The organism is Ochrobactrum sp. AP1BH01-1 (genome assembly GCF_018066705.1).
Classification (GTDB): Bacteria; Pseudomonadota; Alphaproteobacteria; order Rhizobiales; family Rhizobiaceae; genus Brucella.
Genome location: NZ_JAGPOU010000003.1, coordinates 504,870 through 523,373 on the forward strand (window position 1 = coordinate 504,870; position 18,504 = coordinate 523,373).

The following is an 18,504-nucleotide window of genomic DNA, read 5'->3' on the forward strand; positions in this document are numbered from 1 at the left end:
AGCCGGTTTTTTTAAGCTCTCGAATGGCGACGAACGTATTCTTCCACGATTTTCAGGTCGTTGTGAAGAACCGTGAAGCTTTCTTTTCGCTGCATCAAGTCCGAAAGCCATGCCGGAAGCTGTGGCTCGACACCGCTGGCAGCCTTTACGGCATCGGGGAATTTGGCTGGATGCGCCGTCGCAAGGACAACCATTGGCGCTGCACCGGACTGGTTTTCGCGAGCCACCTTGAGGCCGATTGCCGAGTGCGGATCAAGCAGATAGCCGTCTGCCTCAAGCACGGATTTGATGGTTTCCGCAGTTTCATCGACAGTTGAACGGCCCGCAGAGAATTCGCCGCGGATCACCGACAGCGGCTTTTCGGAAATCGAGAAACCGCCCGATTGTTTCAAGCCCGACATCAGGCCGCGCAATGCGGCTGCGTCGCGTCCATGCGCCTCAAACAGGAGGCGCTCAAAATTTGAGGAAATCTGGATGTCCATCGAGGGAGAGGTGGTCTGTGCGACGCCGCGCATTTCGTAAGCACCGGTTTCGAGGGTGCGCGAGAGGATGTCGTTATCGTTGGTGGCGATAACCAGCCGGTCGATGGGCAACCCCATGCGCTTGGCCACGTAGCCAGCGAAAATATCACCGAAGTTGCCGGTAGGAACTGTAAAGGATACGGCACGATCCGGCGCGCCGAGACTGAGGGCCGCCGTAAAATAATAGACGACCTGCGGCATGATGCGCGCCCAGTTGATCGAGTTCACACCCGATAGCGACAGTGCATCACGGAACTTGAGGTCGTTGAACATGCCTTTCACCAGGTTCTGGCAATCGTCGAAATTGCCTTCGATGGAAAGAGCATGGACGTTGGAAAAGCCGGACGAGGTCATCTGGCGCTGCTGCACCGGCGAAACGCGGCCGTTCGGAAACAGGATAAAGATATCGGTGTTGTCGCGGCCGCCGAAGGCCTCGATTGCCGCGCCGCCCGTATCGCCCGATGTTGCGCCGACGATGGTTGCACGCTCGCCGCGCTGCGCCAGAACATAATCCATCATGCGAGCAAGAAGCTGCATGGCGACGTCCTTGAAGGCGAGCGTCGGACCATGGAAAAGCTCAAGCACGAATTCATTTGCGCCTGTCTGGACCAGCGGGCAGACCGCATCGTGACGGAAAGTGCCGTAGGCTTCATGCACCATGCGGCGGAAATCCGAATGCGGAATTTCGCCATCGACAAACGGAGTGAGCACCGCCAGCGCAATATCCACATAGGATTTTCCGCGCAGTTCGCGGATCTGTTCCAGCGAAAACTGGGGGTAATCCTGCGGCAGATAGAGACCGCCATCCCGGGCAAGGCCGGCGAGCAATGCATCGCTGAACCCCAGGACTGGCGCTTCCCCACGCGTGCTTACATATTTCATTTCTTGGGCCTTCATTTCAGATCGACGCGGTTTTGAGCCGCGTAATGCAATAGAGCCTCCCTAAAAAAGCCGCAAGGTTTTAAAGCATGTTGGCATGGATGGGGGTTGCTCTCGGGAGCAAAAAACGGGAAAACGTCATCGCGCTACACGCATGCGTGATGTAGAAGACAGGTTGATCAGTGCAGGGAAGCCCGGTTTATGCAAATAGCACCACAGAATCGTTCATCGTTGTTTCCAGTCTTTGCAACGGTTTTGCTCGCAGCCCTTGCAGGCTGCACAACCAGTGGCACTGACAAGGCCGCCGACGGAGCTTCAGGCTCATCGCTGACCGCGCCCGCTGCTTCCGGCGATCAGCGTGTCAAGGAATCGGAGCTGCGCGCCTTCTGTCCCTCGGTCACGCTCCGCGACGGCACCGCCTTCTTCAATACATATGAAAAAGGTGGCGATAAGGACCCGGCACGTGTGATCTATCAGGCGGCGCTGACAGACGCCACCCGCGCCTGCCAGTATGGCGCCGGGACAATGACGATTGATGTCGCCGCAGCCGGCAAGGTTGTTCCCGGACCAAAATACAAGAACGGAACCATCACCATGCCGATCCGTGTGGCCGTCCGTCAGGGCGATCAGGTGATTTATTCCAAGCTGCACAAGCAAGCGGTGACGATAGCGAATGCAGGTAGCGCGACGCAGTTCGTGTTCAACGACAAGGCGATTACGGTACCGCTGACGGATCAGAAGAATATCCAGATTTTCGTGGGTTTTGACGAGGGGCCCTACAATACCAAGTAAAGCCCTGTCGGCAGACGGTTTCTGATGGAAGACTTGTCTGAAGCGGCGCGTCGGAATATATTCCGGCGCGCTATTTGATTGGTATCTGTAATTTTTATATATTAATGTAAATTGCGCGGGTTTTTATTTTAGGCCACGCTTAATTGTAGATAGTTTCATGATGGGTTTTGTTTTTAATATGTCATTAATGACAGTTTCACATGTATTCATGCAAATGTTTGTCTCGTGTTATGGTTTTCTGGCATCCGGGTTTGTCGCGCCGTAATCGGACAGAAGTGATAACTCCTCAACGACGCCGCGATTTATTTAGGGCGAGGATCATATGCGATTTGATCGCAGTAAATTAGTAAAGCCTATTCCGCTTATTTTGCTTATTTTGCTGTTTCTGGGTGCAGCTTTCGGCCAGTGGATAGGAAACAGATTTCGGATGATGGATGAGGAGCGGCATATGAACATCTATATGTCCGCATTGCTTCTTCATACAAATCGTCTGGCTGTTTCGGCCCGCGAAACAATAGAAGCAGCCAACCGCTCACCTTATGAAATGTGTTCGTCGCAAGATATGGCCTATCTGCGCAAACTGGTTTTTTCTGCGTATCATGTCAAGGATATAGGTCGGCTCCGTGATGATCGCCTGATGTGCTCGACGCTTCTCAGCGATGTTCATGAGCACTCAAAGCGTTCGCCTGCCGACGTTCATTTGAGCGACGGCACTTATGTATATGGCGAAAGACCGCTGATTACGCCAGGAAGCCGAGGTTTCGTGATAGGCAGGGGCACGGCGAACGTTGTTTTGAGTTCGGCTGCATTCGATCTGCTGCACACGCCTCAATACAGCTTTGCCGTCTATATGCGGGATGCCCAACGCAAGCACTTCGCGCGCCTGTACGCCTATCGGTCAGACGATTTCCCGGTTCCGGATTTCAATAATCACCGGGGTGAATACGAGGTGTTCAGCGATGTCGTCAAGGAATACCGTTGCGACGACGAAGTGGGTATTTGCATCGCTCTCAGGGCGCAACTGGATAGTTCCAGCACTTCCGCCCGGTGGAAATCATTTATTGCGACAAGTCTCGGATTGTTCGCGGGAGCGACCCTCGGCCTGGGTTGGTTCGCCTACCACAATCGCGAACGGCCTTTGGCTTCCATGCTTCGTCAGGCGCTGAACGCCAGAGAGCTTGAAGTGGTCTATCAGCCGGTGGTCAATGTGGAGGATGCCAAACTGACCGGTTTTGAGGCACTCCTGCGCTGGCAGCTGCATACTGGTGACATGATACCGCCCGACGTATTTATCGCCGAGGCGGAGGAGAAAGGCATGGCAGGCCGGGTAACGGCCTATGTCGCGGATCGGGTTATCGACGACATGGGGGACTTATTGCGCCGCAACCGGAATATCCAGATTAATGTCAACGTTACTGCAAGCGACGTTCAGGCGCCCGCTTTTCAGCAAGACATTCGAAGGAAATTGACCAGCGCCCGCATCAGCCCCGGACAGATTGGTTTTGAACTGACCGAGCGTACCGCGGTGGATTTCGCCAAGGCGTCGGAGGGCATAAGGCAGCTTCGTGAGCAGGGGCACAAGGTCTACATTGACGATTTTGGAACGGGCTATTCCAGCCTTTCCTATCTTGGTGAACTGCAGATTGATGCCATCAAGATCGACAAAGCGTTCACGCGTACGGTGTGCGCCGACGGAGATACGGTGTCGATTGTTCCGCAAATCATATCGATGGCACGGCAGCATAATCTTGGCATCGTGGTCGAAGGCATAGAGACCGAAGCCCAGGCTGATTATTTTCGCAGGATGTCGACTCCGATGACTGCGCAGGGCTGGTTCTATGGCAAGCCTCTGAACCCACGCGATGCTATAGCGCTGGTAACGACCGGCTCGCCCGCCACCGGCCGGAAACGCAGCAAAGCTTTATATAGAACGGTCTGATTCTGCCGATGCTGTGGATAATTCGGATCGATAAAATTCGACTTAAATGCAACTGCCTACGTGAAATGAATGGCAACAGGTTTGCGCTAGTGTGTTCTCATGAAACAGAAATATGAACGCATTCTTGAACCGACGGACACCTGGGCAATCTTCGATACGTCCACGGGCGAACCCGTCATCATGGGAACCCGTTTGCTGATCGGCCTGTCTCAGGGCGAGGCTGAAGAGCTTCTGGCAATTCTCAACGCTCCACCCCGGGGGCGCAACAAGCAATCCGCCGCCTGACAGAAGCCAGGCGTCGGATTATTTCATTCAGGCATCGGTCCAGATGGACAGGGCTTCGATGACGCTCGGCAAATCCTTGTGGCGATGGATGACGGTTTCTGCACCGGCGTCGGTGAGCTTGTCCGCATGTCCCGGATAGGTGTGAGCGCCGCCCGTAAAGCCGATCACACGCATGCCGGCAGCGCGTGCGCCCTGAATGCCATGCGCAGAATCTTCAATCACGATGACGTCTTTCGGATCAACGCCGAATTGCTTGGCCGCATACAGAAACACATCTGGCGCGGGCTTGGTCTTTTGGGTGCCTACTTCCTTCGCGGAAAAGATGTTGGGTGCAAACAACTCGTAAAGACCAACACGCTGCAACATGCTTTCCAGCCGATGACTGGTCGAATTGGAGCAGATGCACTTCGGCAGCTTCAGAGCCGATACCACCTCCACGATATCTTCAACCGCCTGAACTTCGTTTTTCAGTTTCTCGTCCAGAATCTTTTCGGACTTATCGAGAAGTGACGCTGAAAGCGGGATACCCGCTTCGCGCTCTACAGTCAGAAGAATATCCTGCCACGTCAGACCGGCAAAACGTTCGGCCATCTCATCGGCGGCAATCTGATAGCCAGCTTCGGTCAGAAGAGTGGATTCGACTTCGGCTGCGATGATTTCAGAATCTACCAAAACGCCATCGCAATCGAAAATGATGAGGGATGGTGCCGCCATGATCATAGCCTTCTTTATTGGGAGGAGTGGGCGCCGACAGCAGCCGGAACACCGGCGTTGAGCTACACCTTTATGGAAGAGCCGTCAAATCGCGGTATGTCCGGCTCAGACCTCGCCGGACACTTCGCGGCGGCGCCGGTCCAGTTCTTCACTGTAGCGGCGCAGGGTGTGTGCTTCACTCAGAAGGCCGAGCACTTTGCGCTCCTGGGCGTTGTTCACGACGGCCAGAGCTTCGCTTTCCGCCCTGTCGAAACGGACAACGGCTTCCTTGGCGTTCATCTGAGGCAGCAGAAACTGATCCTGATATTTGAGAAGTTCGCTGATGCTGTGCTCATCGTTGGATGTGTCGAAGCTGTCGGCATATACTTCAGGCACCGGGATCATACCGACATAACGCCCGTCAGCATCCACAGCAATCACCCGCTGGGTCGATCCGAGTGGGAAATCGTGGCGGAATGTTTCGATGTCGGTGTCGATTGGCACGGTTCGCACATCGTGGCGCATCATCCTGGCGACGGTCAAATCGCGTATCCACCCGATATCATGGGCGGACCGGATGGCTTCGCCGCGCAAGTGGAAACGCCACGTTGCGAAGGAGTAACCGAAGGTCTTCCGCACCATCAGCGAGGACGATACAACAGCGCCGAGCACCAACATGGAAATGGGAAAGTCGCCGGTAAGTTCCAGCGCAAGGAAGGTCATGGTCATCGGACCACCAACCACTGCGACCGCAAGCGAGCTCATGCCGATGACGGCGTAGACTTCCGGCGCGAGTGCCAGACCGGCTGGCAGCATCGCGCCGGCCGTGGCTGCAAACAGCTTGCCCGTCAGCGCGCCGAGAAACAGTGACGCGAAGAACAGGCCACCGCGAAAGCCCGACCCGATGGAGACGGCAGAAGCGAGTGATTTGGCGAAGATCAGAACTAGAAGAGCAGGAATGGTGATGTTCGCATTCAGGTCGAGGTGGAGCGCTCCATGACCCGAGGCCAGAACCTGCGGTGAAAAGAATGCAATCATTCCAACGACGGCGCCGCCAATTGCCGGTGCCATTACATTGGGCACCACGCTACGCCGGGCGACTTTTTCCACAAAGGTCACACCGCGCATGATGAGGATGGCAATGCCCGCCGAGAAGAAACCGAGCACGAGCGCAGGAACGTAATCCCGCGGCGTGATATCATCGATCTGGCCAATATCGATGATGAAGGGCGCGCCGCCGATTGCCTGTGTCACCAGAGCGCCGATGATCGCCGCCACAACGACGGGCGTCAGCGTGGCAATCGAATAGACGCCGATGATGAGTTCGAATGCGTAAAATGCCCCCGTCAGGGGCGCATTGAAGGCACTGGCGATGGCGGCCGCCGCACCGCAGCCGACCAAGGTTCGCAGATCCGCGCGGCGAAGCTTGAGCGCCCGGCCTATGCGGGAGGCGAAGCCGCTCGCAAGCTGCGTATAAGCTGCTTCCAGCCCGACCGATGCACCGAAACCGTTGGAAATCAGATTTTGACCCACCAGAATAAAGCTGTCCGTGAGCGACAGGCGTCCACCGTGGAGTGCATTCGCTTCGATGGGGTCAACGATGGGACGCTTGCGCCAACGCGCTAGAACCCATATCACTATCCCCATCAAAATGCCGCCCGCGAGCGGGGCAATATAGGCACTCGATTGCAACGATGCAGCCGAGCTGAGTTTCTCACCGGGCTCAAGAGCGAAGATCGCCTGGTGCATCCATTGCGAAATGCTGCCTATGGCGGCAACCATCAGCCCTGAAATGATGCCGATCACGGAACCGGCAATCACGAGACCTATTTCGCTGCCGCGAACCAGTGCACGCATGCGAAAGGGTACAAATAAAACCCGCAAATACCGGTTATGTCGCAGTTCAGCGATATTCATCATACAAACACCGGACAAGCGGGCGGCACGCATGCCCGCCGCGCAAATTCAGAAATTGACTGCCGATTATAGGCAAAAAGGAATAACCAAGCCTTATCAAGGGCAAGCGGTCGGAAACCAGCATTGCACAGCGATCACGGCGTTAAGATGACAGACGGCAAAATGTTGAAGGACGCCAGGGCATGAAAAGCCCGGAACTGCGGACTTTCCCTCTCGTTTAAGAAAAGATTTACGATTTCAATCACTTGGCGTTAACTGCATATTTACCCTGCCCGGTAACCATAAGGACAAGTTTTTTGCGTCCACAGGTAATCGAGTATCCCATGTCTCTAGTACGTCTTGCCCATGAGTTGCCTATCGAGGCGCCGCGTACCGCCTGGCTTGACTCTATCATCAAAGGTGATTGCGTCGCGGCTCTGGAACGCCTGCCGGATCATTCCGTGGATGTGATTTTTGCCGATCCTCCGTATAACCTCCAGCTTGGCGGCGATCTGCATCGTCCCGACCAGTCGATGGTGAACGCGGTTGACGATCATTGGGACCAGTTCGAAAGTTTCCAGGCTTATGATGCGTTCACACGCGCCTGGCTTATGGCGTGCCGTCGTGTCCTGAAGCCGAATGGCACCATCTGGGTTATCGGTTCCTACCACAATATTTTCCGCGTCGGCTCGCAGTTGCAGGACCTCGGTTTCTGGCTCCTGAACGACATCATCTGGCGCAAGACCAATCCCATGCCGAATTTCCGGGGCCGTCGCTTCCAGAACGCCCATGAAACGCTGATCTGGGCCTCGCGCGACCAGAAGGGCAAGGGCTATACTTTCAACTATGAAGCGATGAAGGCCGCAAATGATGATGTGCAGATGCGCTCGGACTGGCTGTTTCCGATCTGCACCGGCACAGAGCGCCTCAAGGACGAGAATGGTGACAAGGTTCATCCAACCCAAAAGCCGGAAGCACTGCTTGCCCGCATCATGATGGCATCCAGCAAGCCGGGCGATGTCATTCTTGATCCATTCTTCGGTTCCGGCACGACCGGCGCCGTTGCAAAGCGTCTGGGACGTCATTTCGTCGGCATCGAGCGCGAACAGAGCTATATCGATGCGGCGACGGCGCGCATCGATGCTGTCGAACCGCTCGGCAAGGCCGAACTTACTGTAATGACCGGCAAGCGGGCCGAACCGCGCGTGGCATTCACCAGCGTTATAGAAGCCGGTCTTCTTCGCCCTGGCACGGTACTTTCTGATGAACGTCGCCGTTTTGCTGCCATTGTTCGCGCCGATGGTACGCTGGCTGCCAACGGTGAAGCCGGTTCGATCCATCGTATCGGTGCAAAAGTCCAGGGCTTTGACGCCTGCAATGGATGGACTTTCTGGCACTATGAGGAAAACGGCACGCTGAAGCCAATCGACGCCTTGCGCAAGGTCATTCGTGACCAGATGGCAGCAGCAGGCGCTTAGAGCGCGGTTCGATCTGGCTGATCGGCGCTCTTATTCTTTATCGGACGGCCTCCAGCATAGTCTGATAGTGAGGCGCTCGAAGCATCGGCTTCGGGCGCCCTCGCTGTTTTTGGTCCGGAGCTAAGCTCAGAAAGTGAGATCCAGCGCTTTCAAATCAGCGCCCAGCTTGTTCGCACCCGTAAAATGCACGGCCTGCCAGCCAGCCTGCCTGGCACCTTCGACATTGTGCATCGTGTCATCGATGAAAAGCGTAGCCGCCGGATCGAGATCAAACGATGCGACGTGATGATCGTAGATCTCCCGGTCCGGTTTCAGCATGCGGATGTCGCCTGATACGGTGACGCCCCGGCTTTCGGCGAGAAACGGAAACCGGCCCTGCGCTTCGCGGAAAGTATCTGAAGCAAAATTCGTCAGCATGGTGACATCGTGGCCGTTCGCGATGAGACCGCGCAGAATTTCGACACTATCCTCATAGGCGTGCGGCACCATGCGGTTCCAGTTTTTCCGAAAAGCACGAATGTGATCGCTTTTCTCAGGATGTGCATTGATCAGCAGCGCTTCGGCCTCCTGCCAGGTCCGACCGCGATCCTGTTCAATATTCCATGCACCTGTACAGACATTCTCCAGAAACCAACGTCGTTCCGAGGGGTCGGGAATGATATCGAGATAGGCGAGTTCTGGATCGTAATGAATGAGAACCTTGCCGATGTCGAAGACGATGTGTCTGACGGAACTCCTCAACGGTTTTTCCTCTTCCCTTTGAAAGCTTCTGGTATGGCAGCGGTGATCGCCTTTTTCATGACTGTTGGCAATGCCTCGTCCGGAAGCTCGTTTGGGCGGGACCACCAGCCATCCGTAGACGCAGCCTTGCTGACATTTTCCGAACGATAGACGGAAAGCCGCAGTTCGAAATGCGTGAAAACATGCGTAATCGAACCGGAAGCTGTCCACTGTGCGGGGAACGGAGCCGCATCGATAGTCGTATCGCCATCAATGCGAGCGGTCCATGGGCTGCCCGGAACCTCTGTCATCCCGGCTAGCAGGCCTTCATCTTTCCGCTTGCGGAGGAAAACTGAACCATCCTCCGCGATGGCGATGAATGCTGCTCCAGTGCGAACTGGCTTGGCGGCTTTGGGCGCCTTTACCGGAAACTCCTCCGGGTCGCGCGATTTGAGTGCCATGCAGTCATCATTAAGCGGACAGATCGCACAAGCCGGACGCCACGGCGTGCATATGGTCGCTCCCAGATCCATCATGGCCTGCGCAAAGTCTCCGGGCCTGTCGATGGGAGTCAGCTGACCCATGAGTGCGCGGATCTCCGGTTTTGCTGCGGGCAGCGGCGTATCGATTGTATGAAGCCGTGAAATCACACGTTCCACATTGCCATCGACAACCGCGACCGCTTCGCCAAAGGCAATTGCAGCGATCGCCGCCGAAGTGTAGTCGCCGATACCCGGCAGTTCCTTCAACTTCTCGGCATTGTCCGGAAACTTCCCATCATGCTCACCAGCTATGGCGTCTGCGCATTTTTTCAGATTGCGAGCCCGCGAATAGTAGCCAAGCCCGGCCCACGCACGCAGGATATCGTCTTCACTCGCCTGCGCCATGGCTTGGACGGTAGGCCAGCGTTCCACAAACTTTGTGAAATAGGATTTGACCGCTTCGACCGTTGTCTGCTGCAGCATGATCTCGGACAGCCAGACGCGATAGGGATCGGGACTGACGCCATAGGCCTGTTCGGATGGGCTGACGCGCCACGGCAAGACGCGATGATGCCGGTCATACCAGCTTAGAAGCTTCGAGCTTCGATCGGAAATGGCGGAATTCGGCATGAGAATGGCATCGGCTAACAGTTGGGCAACATTCTGATTAGAGCATTTCCAGCAAAAGTGCGAAGCAGTTTTGCGTCGGATAATGCGTAAAGCAAAGAGATAGAACGGTTCCACGATTCCGTTTTAACTGGAGCCGCGGTAATGCCTTATTTTTACAATTGATAGAAACATTGCTGTGCATATTAAAGGCCAGCATTTAGAAGTTGCCCGTGAGTCTCCAGAACCTGCTCCCTTGGAAAGAGAATAAGTGGACCATTCCGTACCTGTCTATGTCATCAATCTTGCGCGATCCCGTGATCGTTGGGACAGGTTGAAGTCGAATGCGGATGCGCTTTCGGTCGAACTGCGCCGCGTGGAAGCCGTTGAGGGTAAGCTGCTGTCTCCGGAAGAACTTGCAGATTTTGACGAGGCGAGGTTCCGTCGTTGGCACGGCAAAATCGCAATGCCGGCCGAAATTGGATGTTATTTCAGTCATATCCGAGCATTGGAAACCGTAGCAGACGGTCCAGAGCCTTTCGCTGTAATTGTGGAGGACGACGTAGTGTTGCCTCCCGCTTTTATTGCCTCCGTAAACCAATTGACGCGTATTTTGGGTTGGGATGTGATCAAGTTGGTCAATCACCGCCTTTCGGCCTTTCGTCCATTCTTGCAGGTAAACGATGAAATTACTGTTGGTCGTAGTCTACATGGACCGATGGGAAGTGCGGCTGCATATCTGGTCACAAAGCAGGCGGCGAGAAGACTTAGCAAATCTATCCGTACAATGCGCTTGCCGTATGATGTTGAGCTCGAACGAGGATGGTCAGGAGGACACCAGATATTTACGACGAATGTTCCGTTGGTCTCTTTTTTTGCCACGGAGTCGACAATCGCCCAAGGGCGTTCGGCTTATGCCGAGAGGCGTTTGCCGATATACAAAAGGATTAGCACGCTTGTCTTTCGAGCAACTGACTATGTCCGACGAATCGCTTACGCTTTAAAAAAGAAGAGGCTGAAAGAGGCAGACGGTTGAGTTTTTTTAAGAAGTCTTTTCTCCTGCGGCGCCGGATAGATTCTGGGGTACTTGCCGTCGCATCGGCGGCCATGCCCATTCGCGTCGGCCTTGGACCACTGATACTTTTCGTATTTTCTTGCATCGGTATTTATCTCGCCTGCGGACGTCATGCGACTACACGCATGTTCGCTAAGAAATTCTATTTGTTCATAATTTTATATGCTGTCTGGTCGCTGGGCCTGATCTTGTTTCGGGGAGAGCCTTTCAACGATAACCGGCAGATCGGTTATACCCTGCTGATCGCGATTTTCGCTTTCGCCGGTTCGGGAATGGTGCTTGTCCGGGACCCTCTGCGAGCCTATGTCCTTGGTGCGCGCGTTGGAACACTGCTCGCCGTTATTGTCGCGCTCTATCTTTCTGTGACAGATGGTGGCCGTATAGGTGTCGGTGGCAATCAGGCCGTCTTTGCATTCGTGGCCGGGGTAGCGGCGATATCCGCTGCCATTCCTTTGCGTAACGCTTCGCGTTACTTGCCGAACGGTCCGCAGTGGTTGGTATTGGGGTTCGCGGCGGTTCTGACGTCGGAAACCCGGGCAGTCATCGTGGTGTTGCCGATTTTCGCAGCCGTGGAAATTCTCGTCTTCCTGAAGCGTTTCAGTATCAAGCAGCAGGGAGCCGCTTATGCGGTACTGTTTGCAGCAATAGCCGCTCTCGTCGTGGTGGGGCCGGTTGGCAGTATCATATCCAAACGTTTTTCTGGAATGATCGAATATTACGATACGGGGCACGCCGCTGATTGGGAGGATAAAGTTTCCGCCGATATTCGCGAGGTCATGTGGAGAAGTGCGTCTGATGTTATCGCGGCACATCCGTTGACGGGTGTTGGTTCCTATTCAAAGATGGACTATGTGAGGGCCGCAGCGGGAGACAAGGCCGGAATGCTTGATGGCTTCCGCCACGTTCATAACACGGTACTCGACGAGTTGCTGAACGACGGTATTGTCGGTCTCACCTTCATGGCCTGTGCCTTTATCTCCATCTTCGTCTATTTGTGGCGAACCGCCGATAGCTGGGCAATGCGGCGAGCCTTGATCTACTTCGCCCTCGTGTGCGGCAGCTATGGCATGTTGCATAATCCGTTGTTGCACGAAGTGACGATATCCTCGACCATGTTCTTCCTTGCTGCGCTGAACGCGGCTGCATCAAGGCGCATCATGGCGGCACGACGCGCCGGGCTTACCTCATATGTTTTGGGAAAGAAATCACCTGCATGAAAGCGATTGTAACGGGTGCCGCCGGGTTCATCGGTTTTCATACCGCGCAACGACTGCTGGACGAGGGCTGGCAGGTTGTAGGCATCGACAATGTAAACGATTATTATCCGGTCGCGTTGAAGGAAACCCGTCTTTCCAAGCTTCACATGCGTGACGGGTTCCGGTTCGCGAAGGCAGATATTTCCGACGCAGAGGCATTCAGTGCTGCGATTGGAACTGACCGTGATGCGGATGTCATCGTGCATCTCGCTGCACAGGCAGGTGTGCGTTATTCCATTGAGAACCCATCGGCCTATATTTCTGCCAATGTTCAGGGACAGGTCACGGTTTTCGAAACCGCGCTGAGACTGGAGAAGCGGCCGCCTGTAGTCTATGCCAGTTCGTCGTCGGTGTATGGTGCCAACGAAAAGGTGCCGTTTTCCGAAAGCGATCCCGTCGATCATCCTGTATCGATCTATGCCGCAACAAAGCGCTCTGGCGAATTGCTGGCTTACTCCTACCGTCACGTGCATAAGCTCCACTCCGCCGGTTTGCGCTTCTTCACGGTTTACGGTCCCTATGGACGTCCTGACATGGCGCCGTGGCTGTTCACCTCGGCGATCCTTAAGGGCGAGCCGATCCGCGTGTTCAACAATGGCGAGATGCAGCGGGATTTTACCTTCGTGGACGATATCGTCAGTGGGGTGGTCGGCGCGGTGCGGCGTATACTTGACAAACCGGAAGTTACGGCACCCGTCTATAATCTCGGCAACAACCGGCCCGTGATGCTCAACGATTTCATCGCCGCAATCGAAAAGGCGACCGGAAAGGAAGCGATCCGCAAGCTCGAACCTATGCCCGCCGCCGATGTGCCGCGCACCTATGCCGACATCACGCTCGCTGCCCGCGATCTTGGCTTTAGTCCGAAAACCACGCTCGATCAGGGTATTCCTTTGTTCGTGGAGTGGTTTCGCGGCTACAATGGAGCGCGATGAGCGAAAAAACGTCCAAGCGTGGCTTCAGGCCGCTCGCAGATATGGCTTCGGGTTTGGTCGATCCGATGCTGCAGAAACGCGCCGGTATCAATCTCGCTTTGCTTCAATCCTGGGAAGACATTGTCGGTCCCGCCATTGGCGCAACCTCGCGCCCGCTGCGCATTATCTGGCCGCGCCGTCTGCATGAGGACGATCCGTTTTCTCCGGCAACGCTGATCATCGCCTGTGAAGGATTTGCAGCGCTTCAGGTCCAGCACGAAACGGGAGAAATCATCAGTCGTATCAACGGGTTTCTAGGGTTCTCGGCGGTGGGGCGCATTCGCATCGAGCAGAAGCCCCCGGTCATCCCGGTCAAGCGACGGGTGAAGCGGCTGACGCCCCTCGGGCCAGCGGACGAGCGTCGCATCGACAAGGCGACGGACGCCATAGAAGACGATGCGCTTCGCGCGGCACTTGCCCGTCTTGGCAAGAACATTCTTGCGGAGAAGCGGACGACGGGCCGAAAAGATCGCAAAGATAGCTGAATTCGGCTAACTGCCATAAATTTGATGCAAGCTTTCAGCAGTTTGAGTTCGGTACCCCAATTGAATTGTCGCAAATATGAAGACAAAAAACGCAAGGTGCTGACTTTCATGTGAACGCTGCGGGTCTAGCGAAGTGCGATCTGCCGCTTTAGATTGTATGTCGAAGTCAACTATTGAAACAGGACTGGATGATTCGGATGCCTGCAGCGTTTAATCGCAGACACGTTATTTCTCTTGCTGGAGCGGCTGCTGCCGGTCTGGCTTTTGCCGGTGGCGCGAATGCGCAGCAGCGTAGTCCGGAAGGCACAGTCGATGCAGCCAAGATTGCCGAAGCTGGCAAGCTGAAGGATATGGTCTACGGCAAGGCGGACGCGCCGGTCACCATCGTTGAATATGCCTCGCTGACCTGCCCGCATTGCGCCGATTTCACGATCAACACCTTCCCGAAAATCAAGGAAAAATATATCGATACGGGCAAGGCGCGGCTCATCTTCCGTGAATTTCCGTTCGATCCGCGCGCAACTGCCGCTTTCATGCTGGCGCGCTGCGCACCGGAAGACCGGTACTTCCCGATGGTTGACGTTTTCTTCAAGCAGCAGCAGCAATGGGCGACTGCCGAAGACGGCGAAGCCGCTCTCCTGCAAATTGCAAAACTTGCCGGTTTTACACAGGAGTCCTTCAAGGCTTGCTTGACGAACCAGCAACTTCTCGATGATGTGAGAGCTACGATGGAGCGTGGATCGAAGGATTTCGGTGTGAATGCAACGCCGACTTTCTTCATTAACGGACAAAAATACGCTGGAGCGCTTTCGGTTGACGAAATGTCGGCAATCATCGACAAGCTTCTCTGATCCGTTTTTCAGATCGAAAAGCGGGCGCTTCTTTGCGCCCGCTTTTTGCGTTTCTGAGACCGTAGCGGGAGGCGTTCGCTGATGCGCTTTTCCAGGCTGCGTCTTGTCGGCTTCAAATCCTTCGTCGAGCCAATGGAGTTCGTTATCGAAGGCGGGCTGACTGGCGTCGTTGGCCCGAACGGTTGCGGCAAATCCAATCTGGTCGAAGCACTGCGCTGGGTGATGGGTGAAAACTCATACAAGAACATGCGCGCTTCCGGCATGGACGACGTGATTTTCTCCGGCTCCGCCACGCGACCCGCGCGCAATACGGCGGAGGTCACGCTCTTCCTCGACAATTCGGACCGCACCGCACCGCCCAGCTACAATGATGCTGACGAGTTGCAGGTTTCGCGCCGCATCGAACGCGAATCCGGATCGGTCTACCGCATCAACGGTAAGGAAGCGCGCGCCAAGGATGTGCAGCTTCTCTTCGCGGATCAGTCGACCGGTGCACGTTCGCCATCTATGGTCGGACAGGGGCGTATCGGTGAGCTTATTCAGGCAAAGCCGCAGGCGCGCCGTGCGCTTCTCGAAGAAGCCGCTGGCATTTCCGGCCTGCATACGCGCCGTCATGAAGCCGAACTGCGCCTTCGTGCCGCCGAAACCAATCTGGAACGTCTGGATGACGTGGTGGGCGAACTGGGCAGCCAGATCGAAAGCCTGAAGCGTCAGGCCCGTCAGGCAAACCGCTTCAAAGCGCTTTCCGCAGATATCCGCCGGGCGGAAGCCGCACTCCTCCATCTGCGCTGGGCGCAGGCAAAAATGCAGGAAGGCGAGGCGCAAAGCGCACTGGCGCAGGCAACCTCTGCTGTTGGAGACATGGCGCAGGCGCAGATGAACGCCGCCAAGGCGCAAGGAATCGGCGCGCACAAACTGCCCGAACTGCGCGAGGCCGAGGCGAAGGCCGCTGCTGCATTGCAGCGCCTTTCCATTGCACGGACCCAGCTGGACGAGGAAGGCGAGCGCCTCCGTGTCCGCCGGGCCGAGTTGATAAAGCGTCTTGAGCAGCTTTCCGCCGACATCGCGCGTGAAGAAGAAATGATGCGCGAGAACGCTGACATTCTGGCGCGGCTCGATGAGGAAGAGCAGGAGTTGATCGCTTCTGCCGAAGAGTCCGGCGAACGCGATCAGGAATTGCGTGCGCTGTTCGAGGAAGCGGAAGCTCGCTTGCAGGACAGCGAGAATGCATTGTCCCGCGTAACGGCTGAACGTGCCGAAGCTGCTGCGGAACGCGCGCAGATTGAGCGGGCATTGAAGGAAGCCCGCGACCGCCGCGACCGCTTGGCTGTCCAGATGGAAGCAATTGAGCGCGACATCGCTTCGGTTGCGGAGCAGATCGGCGGTTTGTTCGATCCGGCGGAAAAGCGCATCGTGGTCGACCATTGCGCGGAAGCACTGGCTTCGTCCGAGGAAATGGTTGCCAGCGCGGAAGAGCTTGTCGCGAATGCACGCGAGGCGGAGGCTGCCAACCGTCAGCCTTTGAGCGAAGCCCGCACTGAACTGAACCGTATCGAAACGGAAGCGCAGACGCTGGCCCGCATTCTGAATGCCGGTGAAATGGGACAGTTCCCGCCGGTGGTCGAAGAATTGCGCGTCGAGAAGGGCTATGAAGTCGCGCTCGGGGCCGCACTTGGCGAAGACCTCGATGCGGCCAGCGATGAGCGCGCGCCGGTCTATTGGGCTTATAATCCTGCCGCCAACGCCGATCCAGCTTTGCCGGAGGGTGCGACGCCGCTCGACCGGTTGGTGGAAGGGTCGCAGCAATTGCGCCGCAGGCTGGCACAGGTTGGCGTTGTTTCGGACAGCGACGGCAAGCGCCTCCAAGCCTTGCTGCAACCGGGTCAGCGGCTGGTGAGCAAGGCCGGCGCGCTATGGCGTTGGGACGGGTATACGGCGAGCGCCGATGCGCCGACGCCTGCGGCCCAGCGGCTGGCACAAAAAAACCGGCTGGCGGAACTCGAACAGGAAGCTGTTGCCGCCCGCAAGCGTGCCGAACAGGCAGAGCAGGACGTGCAGCGCAGCGAGGCTGGCGTTCGCGAGGCCATCGAGCGGGAGCGCGTCGCCCGCGACCAATGGCGCGCAAACCAGCGCAAGCTTGACGAAGCGCGCGAAGCCTTGGCTGCTGCCGAACGCGCCGCAGGCCAGCTTGCAACACGCCGCGCCGGTCTTGAAGACAGCAAGGCGCATCTCACTGAAAATCTCGAAGAAGCGCAGATGCGTGTCGCGGAAGCCGAAGATCGGCTCGGCGAAATGCCGGATATCGATGCGATTGGCGAACGGCTCGCCGCATTGAGCAGCGAGGTCATGGCGGATCGCGCGGCGCTAGCTGAGGCGCGCGCTGCCTATGAAGGGCTGCGGCGTGAAGCTGATGCCCGCAAGCGACGGCTGGAAATAATTGCGCTGGAGCGCCGCAACTGGAAATCGCGCGCCGAAAATGCCGACCGCCATATAGCGGCATTGAATGATCGTCGGGCAGAAACGGCGGATGAGGCCGAAGCGTTGGCCGAGGCACCTGACGAGATCGAAAACAGACGCCGTGCGCTGTTGAACGAGCTTTCTCAGGCAGATGCCCTTCGCAAGCAGGCGGCTGACATTCTGGCTGAAGCCGAGGCGGCGCAGGCGGAACTCGACAGAATCGCAACCCTTGCGATTCAGCAACTGGCGGCTAGCCGCGAACAGCGGGCACGTGCCGAAGAACGTCTTGCCGCAGCCGAAGAGCGGCGCAAGGATGCGGAAGCCCGCATCGCCGAAGCGCTGAACTGCCCGCCGCATGAGGCTATCCGCCAGGCCGGTTTGAAGCCGGACGAAGCCTTGCCTGATCCAGACCAGCTGGAACGACAATTGGAGCGGCTGAAGATCGAGCGCGAGCGACTTGGTGCGGTTAATCTTCGTGCCGATGAAGAACAGCAGGAATTGTCCGGACGTCTCGATACCATCGTCTCAGAGCGCGAGGACGTGATCGAGGCGATCAAGAAGCTGCGCCAGGCAATTCAGAGCCTCAACCGCGAGGGGCGCGAACGCCTTCTGGCTGCGTTCGATGTGGTGAATGTGCAGTTCCAGCGGCTGTTCACACATCTCTTCGGTGGCGGCACGGCGGAACTGCAACTGATCGAAAGTGACGATCCGCTTGAGGCCGGGCTGGAGATTCTGGCCCGCCCGCCCGGCAAGAAGCCGCAAACCATGACGCTGCTTTCCGGCGGTGAACAGGCACTGACTGCCATGGCGCTCATCTTCGCGGTGTTTCTCACCAATCCAGCGCCGATCTGTGTGCTCGACGAAGTGGACGCGCCGCTCGACGATCACAATGTCGAGCGCTATTGCAATCTGATGGATGAAATGGCGGCTTCGACCGAAACGCGCTTTGTAGTCATCACCCACAACCCGATCACCATGGCGCGCATGAACCGCCTGTTCGGTGTCACCATGGGCGAGCAGGGCGTGAGCCAGCTCGTTTCGGTGGACTTGCAGACTGCGGAGCGGCTGCGCGAGGCAAGCTGATTTTCGATATGGAGCAGAATCCGACCGGAATG

At 56.5% G+C, this 18,504-nt stretch carries 15 protein-coding genes; 10 read left to right on the top strand and 5 right to left on the bottom strand.

Annotated features, from left to right (window positions below):
• Nucleotides 1-11 precede the first annotated feature (11 nt).
• Complete coding sequence (thrC, locus tag J9800_RS13055; RefSeq protein ID WP_112590309.1) at nt 12-1,403, bottom strand: threonine synthase; 1,392 nt, start codon at nt 1,401-1,403, stop codon at nt 12-14.
• A 198-nt stretch (nt 1,404-1,601) separates the two neighbouring features.
• On the opposite strand from thrC, the gene J9800_RS13060 reads away from it, so the two are divergent.
• From J9800_RS13060 to J9800_RS13070, 3 genes are all read left to right on the top strand, one after another.
• Nucleotides 1,602-2,192 carry a hypothetical protein gene (locus J9800_RS13060; RefSeq protein WP_112590306.1) on the top strand — a complete coding sequence of 197 codons (591 nt, stop codon included), beginning with the start codon at nt 1,602-1,604 and terminating at the stop codon, nt 2,190-2,192.
• A gap of 322 nt (nt 2,193-2,514) precedes the next feature.
• Complete coding sequence (locus tag J9800_RS13065) at nt 2,515-4,131, top strand: EAL domain-containing protein (RefSeq protein ID WP_112590303.1); 1,617 nt, start codon at nt 2,515-2,517, stop codon at nt 4,129-4,131.
• Between the two features lie 99 nt (nt 4,132-4,230).
• Nucleotides 4,231-4,416 carry a hypothetical protein gene (locus J9800_RS13070; RefSeq protein WP_112590300.1) on the top strand — a complete coding sequence of 62 codons (186 nt, stop codon included), beginning with the start codon at nt 4,231-4,233 and terminating at the stop codon, nt 4,414-4,416.
• Between the two features lie 27 nt (nt 4,417-4,443).
• Here J9800_RS13070 and J9800_RS22095 read toward each other — a convergent pair whose 3' ends face one another.
• Both J9800_RS22095 and J9800_RS13075 read right to left on the bottom strand, forming a co-directional pair.
• Nucleotides 4,444-5,130, bottom strand: a complete 687-nt coding sequence (locus J9800_RS22095) for an HAD family hydrolase (protein WP_112590579.1) — start codon at nt 5,128-5,130, stop codon at nt 4,444-4,446.
• Between the two features lie 105 nt (nt 5,131-5,235).
• On the bottom strand, nt 5,236-7,026 hold the full coding sequence (locus tag J9800_RS13075; protein WP_112590581.1) for a chloride channel protein: 1,791 nt from the start codon (nt 7,024-7,026) through the stop codon (nt 5,236-5,238).
• 323 nt (nt 7,027-7,349) lie between these two features.
• Here J9800_RS13075 and J9800_RS13080 point away from each other — a divergent pair, with 323 nt between their 5' ends.
• The gene (locus tag J9800_RS13080; protein ID WP_112590297.1) at nt 7,350-8,483 is read left to right on the top strand and encodes a site-specific DNA-methyltransferase; all 1,134 of its coding nucleotides are present in this window, start codon (nt 7,350-7,352) and stop codon (nt 8,481-8,483) included.
• A 126-nt stretch (nt 8,484-8,609) separates the two neighbouring features.
• Here J9800_RS13080 and J9800_RS13085 read toward each other — a convergent pair whose 3' ends face one another.
• Together J9800_RS13085 and mutY are read right to left on the bottom strand one after the other, a co-directional pair.
• On the bottom strand, nt 8,610-9,224 hold the full coding sequence (locus J9800_RS13085; protein WP_112590294.1) for an HAD family hydrolase: 615 nt from the start codon (nt 9,222-9,224) through the stop codon (nt 8,610-8,612).
• Complete coding sequence (gene mutY, locus J9800_RS13090) at nt 9,221-10,315, bottom strand: A/G-specific adenine glycosylase (RefSeq protein WP_112590290.1); 1,095 nt, start codon at nt 10,313-10,315, stop codon at nt 9,221-9,223. The genes J9800_RS13085 and mutY overlap by 4 nt, the downstream gene beginning before the upstream one ends.
• Nucleotides 10,316-10,562: 247 nt before the next feature.
• Here mutY and J9800_RS13095 point away from each other — a divergent pair, with 247 nt between their 5' ends.
• From J9800_RS13095 to smc, 6 genes are all read left to right on the top strand, one after another.
• The gene (locus J9800_RS13095; RefSeq protein ID WP_112590288.1) at nt 10,563-11,327 is read left to right on the top strand and encodes a glycosyltransferase family 25 protein; all 765 of its coding nucleotides are present in this window, start codon (nt 10,563-10,565) and stop codon (nt 11,325-11,327) included.
• 185 nt (nt 11,328-11,512) lie between these two features.
• A complete protein-coding gene (locus tag J9800_RS13100; RefSeq protein WP_286191716.1) occupies nt 11,513-12,583 on the top strand; it encodes an O-antigen ligase family protein in 1,071 nt (356 codons plus the stop codon).
• Nucleotides 12,580-13,557, top strand: coding sequence for an SDR family NAD(P)-dependent oxidoreductase (locus J9800_RS13105; protein WP_112590282.1), 978 nt, complete (start codon nt 12,580-12,582; stop codon nt 13,555-13,557). Before J9800_RS13100 ends, J9800_RS13105 begins: the two co-directional genes overlap by 4 nt.
• Nucleotides 13,554-14,081, top strand: coding sequence for a DUF721 domain-containing protein (locus tag J9800_RS13110; RefSeq protein ID WP_112590279.1), 528 nt, complete (start codon nt 13,554-13,556; stop codon nt 14,079-14,081). Before J9800_RS13105 ends, J9800_RS13110 begins: the two co-directional genes overlap by 4 nt.
• Before the next feature lie 197 nt (nt 14,082-14,278).
• A complete protein-coding gene (locus tag J9800_RS13115) occupies nt 14,279-14,932 on the top strand; it encodes a DsbA family protein (protein ID WP_112590578.1) in 654 nt (217 codons plus the stop codon).
• An 81-nt stretch (nt 14,933-15,013) separates the two neighbouring features.
• Nucleotides 15,014-18,472, top strand: a complete 3,459-nt coding sequence (gene smc, locus J9800_RS13120; RefSeq protein ID WP_210845744.1) for a chromosome segregation protein SMC — start codon at nt 15,014-15,016, stop codon at nt 18,470-18,472.
• Nucleotides 18,473-18,504 lie beyond the last annotated feature (32 nt).